13 protein-coding genes are annotated in these 9,739 nt (G+C 41.4%); 10 read left to right on the top strand and 3 right to left on the bottom strand.

Annotated elements, in window-relative coordinates; genetic code table 11:
• Positions 1 to 7: 7 nt before the first annotated feature.
• Entirely contained in the window at positions 8 to 187 is a 180-nt protein-coding gene (locus tag LZZ85_RS27950; RefSeq protein WP_237877391.1) for a hypothetical protein, read from the bottom strand.
• Positions 188 to 908: 721 nt separating this feature from the next.
• Between LZZ85_RS27950 and LZZ85_RS27945 the strand changes: the two genes are divergently transcribed.
• The 6 genes from LZZ85_RS27945 to LZZ85_RS27920 all read left to right on the top strand — a co-directional run bounded on the left by LZZ85_RS27945 (position 909) and on the right by LZZ85_RS27920 (position 5,464).
• Positions 909 to 1,895, top strand: a complete 987-nt coding sequence (locus LZZ85_RS27945) for an RHS repeat domain-containing protein (protein ID WP_237877388.1) — start codon at positions 909 to 911, stop codon at positions 1,893 to 1,895.
• Positions 1,896 to 1,902: 7 nt separating this feature from the next.
• A complete protein-coding gene (locus LZZ85_RS27940) occupies positions 1,903 to 2,481 on the top strand; it encodes a hypothetical protein (protein ID WP_237877386.1) in 579 nt (192 codons plus the stop codon).
• 21 nt (positions 2,482 to 2,502) lie between these two features.
• Entirely contained in the window at positions 2,503 to 3,471 is a 969-nt protein-coding gene (locus tag LZZ85_RS27935; RefSeq protein ID WP_255724381.1) for an RHS repeat domain-containing protein, read from the top strand.
• Positions 3,472 to 3,479: 8 nt separating this feature from the next.
• On the top strand, positions 3,480 to 3,821 hold the full coding sequence (locus tag LZZ85_RS27930) for a hypothetical protein (protein ID WP_237877382.1): 342 nt from the start codon (positions 3,480 to 3,482) through the stop codon (positions 3,819 to 3,821).
• Positions 3,822 to 4,170: 349 nt separating this feature from the next.
• The gene (locus LZZ85_RS27925) at positions 4,171 to 5,115 is read left to right on the top strand and encodes an RHS repeat domain-containing protein (RefSeq protein ID WP_349291757.1); all 945 of its coding nucleotides are present in this window, start codon (positions 4,171 to 4,173) and stop codon (positions 5,113 to 5,115) included.
• Between the two features lie 13 nt (positions 5,116 to 5,128).
• Positions 5,129 to 5,464 (top strand): DUF7668 domain-containing protein, encoded by a 336-nt coding sequence (locus LZZ85_RS27920; protein WP_237877378.1) that lies wholly within the window; start codon positions 5,129 to 5,131, stop codon positions 5,462 to 5,464.
• A gap of 301 nt (positions 5,465 to 5,765) precedes the next feature.
• Here the strand turns inward: LZZ85_RS27920 and LZZ85_RS27915 are convergent, their stop codons facing one another.
• Positions 5,766 to 6,020 carry a helix-turn-helix domain-containing protein gene (locus LZZ85_RS27915; RefSeq protein WP_237877375.1) on the bottom strand — a complete coding sequence of 85 codons (255 nt, stop codon included), beginning with the start codon at positions 6,018 to 6,020 and terminating at the stop codon, positions 5,766 to 5,768.
• A gap of 398 nt (positions 6,021 to 6,418) precedes the next feature.
• Between LZZ85_RS27915 and LZZ85_RS27910 the strand changes: the two genes are divergently transcribed.
• From LZZ85_RS27910 to LZZ85_RS27895, 4 genes are all read left to right on the top strand, one after another.
• Positions 6,419 to 6,994, top strand: coding sequence for a hypothetical protein (locus LZZ85_RS27910; RefSeq protein WP_237877373.1), 576 nt, complete (start codon positions 6,419 to 6,421; stop codon positions 6,992 to 6,994).
• A gap of 284 nt (positions 6,995 to 7,278) precedes the next feature.
• On the top strand, positions 7,279 to 7,569 hold the full coding sequence (locus tag LZZ85_RS27905) for a hypothetical protein (protein ID WP_237877371.1): 291 nt from the start codon (positions 7,279 to 7,281) through the stop codon (positions 7,567 to 7,569).
• A gap of 188 nt (positions 7,570 to 7,757) precedes the next feature.
• On the top strand, positions 7,758 to 8,747 hold the full coding sequence (locus tag LZZ85_RS27900) for a putative toxin (protein ID WP_237877369.1): 990 nt from the start codon (positions 7,758 to 7,760) through the stop codon (positions 8,745 to 8,747).
• Positions 8,748 to 8,749: 2 nt separating this feature from the next.
• The gene (locus tag LZZ85_RS27895) at positions 8,750 to 9,457 is read left to right on the top strand and encodes a hypothetical protein (RefSeq protein WP_237877367.1); all 708 of its coding nucleotides are present in this window, start codon (positions 8,750 to 8,752) and stop codon (positions 9,455 to 9,457) included.
• A gap of 70 nt (positions 9,458 to 9,527) precedes the next feature.
• On the opposite strand, the gene LZZ85_RS27890 is transcribed toward LZZ85_RS27895, so the two are convergent.
• On the bottom strand, positions 9,528 to 9,739 hold a 212-nt coding region (locus LZZ85_RS27890; RefSeq protein ID WP_237877365.1), incomplete at its 5' end, for a hypothetical protein.

Genomic DNA, 9,739 nt, shown 5'->3' with positions numbered 1-9,739 from the left:
TTATGCGCTATTGTGCGGGAATATTCTGCTGAAAGAACTCCTGGAATTTTTGTTTGGTGAGCATGGTATCGATGATGGAAAGCACGGTAGAGCGGTCTTTGTCGTTGAGCAGTGCCAGCAGACGCAACTGCCTGTCACCGCCCTCCGCTACGCTGCGGGTGCTCCGCTGCGCTACGCAGGCTGTCACAGGTCTTGCGTTGCCTTCCTCGCCTTCACTCCGGCCGCTCCTCTGTCTGCAGCGCCATCACCGCTGGTGTCTTACAGCAGGAAGTGTACTCAGTTCGGCCGCGTTGCTGTGGCTGCATCCAGGCGGCCTCCTCCGCGCGACCGCCACCTGCCGGCGTCGGCAGCCTTTAGCATCTTATACGCCTCCGCTGCGCTACGGCTCATGAATAAGGTGCCAGGGGCCTCTGGCTGCAATCGGCCTCGTTCCTCGGCCTTCTCTTGCAGCGCTGCCTTCCGCATGGCGGATGGTGGCGACGGCCAGCCTTCCTTCTCTACGCTGCGGTCGTCGTGCCTCCTCCCTTGCTTCGTTCATGCAGGCTGTCCTGCCAGAACTTCGGTAACACGGACGGGCGGCAGGTTATAGCCACGATCGACAGGATCACAGATGAACTTTTTTTAAGAGTCTTACAGCAGGAACACTCATCATCCATCGCCAAACCTGCCGCAGCCGCCGGAAGAATCGTTAAGTCAGTTAACGAACTCCGGCGGCTTTGGCTTGCAAAAAAAACTTAGTTGATTGCCCCGGGAAGCATCGTTCTGATCGATAGCTCAAGCGGGCAATCAACTAAATTTTTTTCGCCGTCGTGCATCCCGCAAACAGACGGCATGAGATGCGGCAATGCCTTCACTTTTTTCTTTCAATTGAAAATAAAAGCTATTACTTTTAGGGCTGTAGCAGTTCTTTGAGTGAAACACCCAAACCGGTTCCCCAAAAATGGATGGGGCATAAAAAATGGGTTGGAGATTACTATCCGTTCGGGCTTACCATGGCGGGAATCTCCAGCAAGGCATTAGCGTTCGGAGGGCCTGAGAATAAATATAAATATAATGGTATTGAATATGAAAACTCTTTTGCAGTGAACATTGGCGAAACCTTTTTTAGGACGCACGACCCTCAATTGGGCAGATGGTGGCAAATAGATCCTAAACCATCGTATGAAACTTCTCTCTACGCAGCAATGCTAAACAATCCCATTAAATTATCAGACCCCTTAGGTGATACAACATGGACTTATGATATCTCGGGGACTTTTTTAAAAATGATTCCTGATAAACTAAAAAATCAAACTCATTATATAGAAAAAGTTGAGTACGACAAGTTGGAAGCGAGTAACACAACAGATGGAAAGTTGAATAATAAAAATATGGGTAATGCAGTCAGGAAAAATTCTTCAGCTTTTATCGGTAAAAATTCCTTGAAAAGTCTTCAGAAAATTCTTAGTGATCCTGCTAATAAAGGGCTTGAATCTTTATTTGTAGGGAAAGTAGGAAGCGATAGGGAGATTATGTTTTCACAGGTGGACGTTCCGGATGAATATCGATCTGTGTCCGGTATTTCAATTCCGGGTAATTCGCCAGTTAATACTGCTCAACACTGGATTAATAAGGCATTTCCGGGAAATCAGTCAAATTTATTCATGGTGGGACATACGCATGTTCAGGAAAAGTTAGATATGCTTCTTGGCAAGAATACTACAGTAGGAGATGGCTCTCCCAAGGCATTACTGAAGTTCTGGGCTCGGCCTTCTGCGGGAGGAGATTATAATACAGCTGATTTTCATAGAAATAAGATTCCACAAATGATAGCAACCCCTATAGGTATTTCACTTTTTTCACAGGCACAGTATGTGAATGAAAAGTACGGCTATCAATTATTTAAACAATATTAATTTAATAATGAAAAATATTTTTCTTTACTTATTGTCAATGCCTTTTTTTCTCGCCTGCACCAATGGTCATGATAAGAAGGGCGAATTAAAAGAGTCAAACAGTGTACTATGGAATAATAAGTACGAGGTTTTTGATGAACCCGATAGTAAAAGCATTGAGCAAATGAATTTTTATATACTACTGGTCTCAAGCAGTTTTTTGGATACATTAACTATCTTGAGTATTCGACAAAATGCTAAATCAGTTGAGGGATTTTATAAAAAAATTCCTTATGATCAAATACCAGCCTTGTTTGAGAATACGATAGAAACTAAAACTTTCAGGTTTTCGACAATTAGATTTTCGACGGATATTACCCAAGTAGATTCAATAAAAGGAATAATTAAGCAAAACGACCTTTTTTCTTTGAAAGATACTATAAGAACTAACGCGACAGACGGTTCCGTAAAAGAAATAATGGTTTATGATGGAAAGAGATTTTATGATTTCTACAGAGGCTATGTTTTTGACAAGGATGTAGAATCTAAATTTGTTCATTCGTTTGAGAAAATCATGAAACTAGCACCTTCTGAGCAAATACCCTAAAGGCAAACTACCGATCAATTATTGGAGGAGAGTCATTATTATCCGTTTGGCCTCACCATGGCGGGGATATCCAGCAAGGCATTAGCGTTCGGAGGGCCTGAGAATAAATACAAATACAATGGCAAGGAAGAGCAACGGAAAGAGTTCAGTGATGGTAGTGGATTAGAATGGTTAGATTACGGAGCAAGGATGTATGATAATCAGATAGGAAGATGGCATGTGATAGACCCGTTGGCTGACAAGTATGGATCGATATCTCCGTTTGCATATGCGGCCAATAATCCAATATTTTTTAAAGATCCAGATGGACGGATTTTGAAGGTTACAATTTATGGCGATGAGAATACCGTGATACAAAAGTTTAGTGATATCTTAAATAGAGATTTCGGTAATAAATTAAACGTTCAGGTAAATGATGGGGTTGTTTCGATGAAAGTAAAGGAAGGAGAAACTTTAAGTAAGGAAGAAGCTTTATTGTTTAGTTATTTTGATAAAGTTATCAGCGGGCCTCAAACTACGGAAATAGATTTGTATCTCGATGATAAAAGACAACTTGGAGGAGGATTCAATATAGGTATTAGAGATGGTCGACAAATGGCCGCAAATGGGATAGAGCTTAATGATGTAGAAAAAAACCGTTCAGAGCATTTTACCTCATCTTCTATGATGCTCCATGAAATATGGGAATCTTTTGCGGCTCAAAATACTCCAGCTTATCGGAAAATGGAGAATCATAAAGAGTTGTATGAAATTGTTCATAAAGTTGCTAAGGATATAGAAGGGATAGTTAACGGTATTAAAATAGGAGATGATAAAGGTGTGCTAAAAATTAATCGAGAGGGGATTGAGGGAGTCGCTTATGAAAACTTCACTACAAAAGATGGTAAGAAAATGCATAAGGTTGTAACAGTCAGTAAAGGTACAATTGTTTCTGTCCGTGAAGAAAATGGGCATTTAGATTTAAAAAACATTGTTGAGAATTCTAAATAATTTGGCGTATGCGTTTAAGAGTTTTTAGTCTGGTCATTGTTTTCTTTATTTCTTCAAAAGGTTATTCTCAAAAATCTTTGGATGGAGTTGATTTTACTGATTCAAGTGCCGTGAATTACGCAATATCGAAGTTGACATTGTGTGAAGAGATTTCTTTGCTATCGGATAGCGTCGAAGTTGTTGTTCAAAATAACTATTACATATTGGTATTGTTGTCTGTTTCAAAACAGACAAAGGCTAATATTAATATACCGGTAGCAACCGGAGGAATGCTTCTTTCAGACGAAGACATCATATGCGATGTAACTGCGCAAATACAGAAAATAAAAAATAGATTCTGTAGTAAATAGACCTGTAGTTGATATTGATTCTCAAATCAAACTGACTTGTAATAAGAGTATGATGTGTTCTGATAATTATTTTGTTTTTTGCATAAACAATAAAGCCCGGCAATCGCCGGGCTTTATCGTTTATGCGTAAGCTTTTCTGGCTTTAGCATCCCTGATGTAAGTATCGATAAGATCGTACAGCGTCGGTGGTGAAGGAATTTAACAAAACCGGTATGCCGGTAGATAAGAACGGATATTTGTATATTGTAGCCAGCCCCGGGCAATGACCCGGGGTGAGTAATGAGACGAACAGTGATGTGTTCTTTGATAATTTACAGAGCTTCCCCGGACTTGATCAGGGGCGACGCATGTGCGGGGGAGTTTGTTGGAGGAGAGTCATTATTATCCGTTTGGGCTGACCATGGCGGGGATATCGAGCAAGGCATTATCGTTCGGAGGGCCTGAGAATAAGAAGAAGTATCAGCAGTATGAGTTCAACAGCGATTTTAATATTAATTTGTACGAATCCTTCTATCGTACGCATGATCCACAGATTGGAAGATTTTTACAGATAGATCCGAAGCCTACTGACGGGGAGAGTCCCTATGCTGCAATGGGGAATAACCCTGTTTTAAATACAGATTTTTTAGGTGATACTCTTAGTCCTGAGTTTGTTCAGAGGATTAGATCTATTGACTGGTTTGGAGGAAATAAAAACGGTGATCAGCGAGGGTTAGTTACTAATGCGACTCAGCAAGAATATGATAATAATCCAATCATGGCTGCTGGTAAGGATTTCAGCCATGCAGTATTTGAGTTTTTAGGACTAAACAATATTGACGAATTTGTTCAAAATAGAAGAGAGGGTAATAATTCTCCGCTTGAAATTATCTATGAGTCAGCTTTGGTAGTAGTTTCTACAGCCTCGGGTGGAAAAAGTAAAGGAGGTGGTAGGCAATCGGCACTAACTGGGAGATATGGAGATTTTGTTGGTAGTGGTATTAAAGACGGGCATAAGATAATACAAGACGCTGCGGTTAGAGATCTCCCAGGCTATTCCAAAGAAAATAATCCGGCAGTGCAGTTGGATGGGCCTTCTACGAAAGTAGGTAGTGAACACTACAATGCCACACAGGTTCAACGCGGTTCGACATCTAGAGGCACTTATGCTCAGGAAAGAGTTGTTGCGTATAAGGCATTGCGCGGAGCAGGGTTTTCTCCGGAACTTTCGAAGAAATTAATACACATGGCTGATCAATACTTTAAATCAATTGGAGTAACCGGTTCTACGCAGACCCGAATTCCAGGAAAATAGTAAATACAGAAAAATGAGTGAAATAGGCATTGGCAAGCAAGTAAAAAACATTTTGCTGAAGCTAAAGGATAAAAAATATCGACAGTTGGCAGCGGATGACTACTTGAAGAGGGTGTCAGCTGAAGAGATGAATACGGTTATCTCAGATTATGGTGGTGAGGTAACCGTTCCCCCTGATCATGTTTTTAATAACCTAGATATCACGCCTATTATCGGCACTGAAGAATATACTATTCACTTCAATCTCTGGATAGATGATAAAGAAAGTGACTTAACATTAATATTAACATGTTCTGGCCAGCAACAAACTGACTTTAGATATACGATTGACGACATTCTAATTATGTAATATTATGGAAACATAAACTGATTTTTAGCAGATCGATGGTGCCTCGAATATATCTGCATAGATCGGGAGGTGGCTCAAAGCCTTAAGCAATCACCTCACTATAATTGCCCTATATAAGCTGTATCAGCAAGTAAAGTCTATAAAATGATTTAAGGTACAGAAGAATTAATGGTATTTTTTGTTACAAACAATAAAGCCCGATACGTGCCAGGCTTTATCGCTTTATGCATAGGCTTTTCTTGCTTTAGCACCCCTGATTTATGTATCAATGAGATCGTACAGCGTCTTCTTTTTATCCTCATCAAGCTGCGTGAGTTCTTGCAACCGCTTCAGCGTTTTTTTTATCGAGCCCGTTATGCAGCCCTTCTCTGACAAGATGATCAAGTGATACCTCCAGTGCATCGGCCATCTTCCTGGCTGCATTGATAGACGGTACGGCTTCCCCGCGTTCATACTTACCTATCATACCCCTTGATACGCCGCTGTTGGTGGCGAGGTCGGCCGGGCCCAATCCTTTTTTATCCCTGATGTTTGTGATGATATTGACGGTGTTCATATCTGAAAATTGCTTTTAACTGATTATTAAATGATATGCTGAAATTTTGATAACTAGTGGAGATAAGTAAATAATCCATTCTTGCTACCTTGTAGGTCTGTATCAATTTTCAAGATTTACGAGTAGTCTCCCGGTAAGGGTTGTTCGAAACCCTGGCATAACCTTATGTCATGAAAGCAGCGCGGAAGAGGTGGATGCCAGTGGAATAGTGAAGCAATTTAGCCAGTTCGATTTGTCGATGCATAAGAACGGATGTTTGTATATTGCGAGCAGAGGAGGAGAGGGATTTAAAAAACGTATTCTAGTGCAGGCGGGAATAGTGAAAGCTAATGCAGCATCACTGTCATGACCCTGCGGAAATCTGCTTCCTCAAGTAACCAAAAATCGCCATAGCAACTATGATATATAGAATAGACGAGCTTAAACCAAAGGCGTGGGCAAACGAGTATTTAAGATATTTGGATTTGCGAAAAAAAGGCTTAAGAAAAGCTTCTTTTGAAGCGCTTGAGCAATTTATACTGATATACAATGATCTGGATAAAACACTTCGTAGATTGTTTATTGATTTTATTTATCAGATTGGCAGGGAAGCAGGTAACTGTGACGAGTATATACCTGTCAATTTGTATAGTGTCTTTAAGATGGAGTTGAACAAGTGGATCAAAGAAGAGCCTGAAAACCCTATTCCTTACAGATGGAGTTCAGAATTATCTCTTGTAAAAAGGGCAGTTGAATTAGATCCATCAGATCAGCTGACTTTAGATATTTTTTTTAGCAGATTAATTAAAGGAATAGAGATGAATCAGCACGAAGTTGAATTTGGTTTTGCATATGATGGTGATCCGATGCAAGATCTGCAATTAATTATCAGTGTAGAATCGTATGTTGTATACTTAGAGGATGCGAAAATGAAAGAAGAGGTTAAGAAGTCTCTTTTAGTGTTAAAGAATGTAGCTTCCAAAGCGATTAGATAACAATTTAGCCGAATGCATTTTTGATTTCTATACTTTAGATAAAAAATCGAGGAACTCAAACACGAATTCCTTGTCTTTTTGAGACAGCTTGTTAATGTCTTGCATGCGGTTGATGGTCGTTGTGTTAAGTTTGATATCCTTATTGCCGGCGAGCCAGTCCAGCGGACCCTTCTTAAAACGTCAACAAGGGGATTTGGTTCTACGAGACAAATCTTCATACACTTATGTCATCCTCTGGCATACCGGGTGAAGGTGATAATCGATAATATTCACGATCAGTGCGAATGAAAGCGCAAACAATGGATTCGCTTTATGTGAAATTTAGTGCGTGGTGGAGCGGAAGCGCGGGCGTAACGAATACCAGCCCACTGACATCCATTGTGTCTGCATTGATCGGCAGTGCACCGGGAATGAGTGGCGGGAAGTTGAACCCAGCGTATCTGACGAGTACCTTGCTGGACCCGCAGGTGGGAGCGTTCCTGGCTACGCAACCGGGCGTGTCCGGCAAACCAAAGGCGTATTTGAACTGGGTCTTGTTTGATGAGCAGTTTACGTTTGTAGGGAGTTCGAGTTAGGCGGAGCCGGTGGAAAGCAGTGGTGTGGTGAAGGAATTTAACAAAACCGGTATGCCGGTAAATAAGAACGGATATTTGTATATTGTAGCCAGCCCCGGGCAATGACCCGGGGTGAGCAATGAGACGAACAGTGATGTGTTCTTTGATAATTTACAGAGCTTCCCCGGACTTGATCAGGGGCGACGCATGTGCGGGGGAGTTTGTTGGAGGAGAGTCATTATTATCCGTTTGGGCTTATTCAAGCAGGAATCTCATCGAAGGCACTCGAGTTCGGAAACCCTGAGAATAAGCTCAAGTATAATGGCATCGAATATGAAAAGGATCTTGGCCTTGAAGTATACGATGCGCAATTGCGTGAATTAGACGGGCAGATCGGAAGATGGTGGCAGATAGATCCGAAGACAGAGGACATGGAGATGTGGTCTCCCTATGCTTCGAATTATAACAATCCCATTCGTTACAGCGATCCGTTAGGGGACGAAGGCCAGGCTTGTTGCGGTAGCTTAGGTACACGTTTGTGGGGTGGAGTAAAAGCATTGGGCGGGATGCTTGAAATGGCTGCTGGTGCGGCAGGCGGTGTACTGACATCCTGGACTGGTGTCGGTGCAGTAGTTGGTGGAGCTGCGGTGGTGCATGGTGCTGATAATACAGCTGCTGGTTTTACGCAGTTGTTTACGGGCAAAGAGACAAAAACGTTTACAGAGCAGGGTATCAGCAAAGGACTGCAGGCAACGGGTGTTTCTGAGCAAACAGCTAACACTGCTGCTGGATATATCGATGGCGGACTTAGCATCGCACTAAGTGCTGGCAGCGGGTCAGTTGCTAATACTTCTAAAGTAGTTGCGGGAACGGAAACAGTAGCGAAGACCCCTGCGCAGCTTGGAAAGGAGGGGATGACTGCTGCTGGTATTGAACAAAATACAACTAGAATCCCTTCAGCTTCCGGAAAGGCTGCTTATCGAGTTCCGGATGGTTTAACTACTACTACACTAAGTGAAGTTAAAAACGTCGCTAAACAATCATACACATCCCAATTGCAAGATTATGTACAATATGCTCAACAAAATGGTTTAAAGTTTGATTTGTATGTAAGGCCAACAACACAATTAAGTCAGCCTTTAATGGATCAAGTTAATAAAGGCAATATTTTTTTAAACTTTTTACCTGTTAAACCATAGACATGAAAGCGATAGACTTTATGAATCAGTTGCAGAAGAATCCTGAATATATTGAGATGCAAAAGCAGAAAGAACGGGAGATGCAGCTGAAGCTAGCGGAGATAAAAAATATTGAAGCCTCGTTCATTAATGACTTGCAGGCGAATGGTTTTGATATACAAGCTTCAGGTGATTTGTTGAAGCTAAAAAAGGTTGATGCGAAGCTTGCTGAATTATTATTAATGTGGTTGCCTAAAATAAGTGATAAACATAACTCACAGCAAATGCTTGTAAGGGCTCTTGCTATTGCAGAAAAGCCATTCAATGGAAAAATATTAATGCAGCTATTTGATAGTGAGGAGTCATCTGACGGTTTAAAATGGGCTATAGGAAATACAATCGCAAGTGCGAGTGTTCTGAATATTGAAGGCTGGCTGGAAGCAAAGCTTAACGCTTCTCAGCAAGGAAAGCAGAATGAAATGCTTATATATGCAGCGGCAAAATATTTTGATTATGTGAAGGCGGAGAGTCTTTTTAAGAAGTTGTTTGATATATATCCCTTGCAAGTCGCAGACGTTTTTTCAAAAGTCGGTAATGGGGAAGATTTAAAATTTTTACAGCTAAAAAGTAAAAATTATAGTGGTGAAGTTCATAAACAGATAGTAAAGTACATCGCTCAGCTAAAAAAAAGATTAGGTAATCAAGGGAATGTTGCCTTGGCTAAATCGTGAATTATAAATGTATTGCTGTTTAATAAAAAGAGTTTATCTAGTCCGGCGCATGCCGGACTTTTTTTATGCGCTATTGCGCGGGGATGTTCTGCTGAAAGAACTCCTGGAACTTTTGTTTGGTGAGCATGGTATCGATGATGGAAAGCACGGTAGAGCGGTCTTTGTCGTTGAGCTGTGCGAGCAGGCGCAACTGCTCCGCGCTGGTCTTATCTTCAATCACCACTTCCTTTGGCATCCTGCCATCATAGTTAATGATCTGATCAGTAGTCAGGTTAAAGAGAC

Source organism: Terrimonas ginsenosidimutans (assembly GCF_022012415.1).
Lineage (GTDB): Bacteria > Bacteroidota > Bacteroidia > Chitinophagales > Chitinophagaceae > Terrimonas_A > Terrimonas_A ginsenosidimutans.
This window is presented reverse-complemented; position numbering and strand designations above follow the sequence as displayed.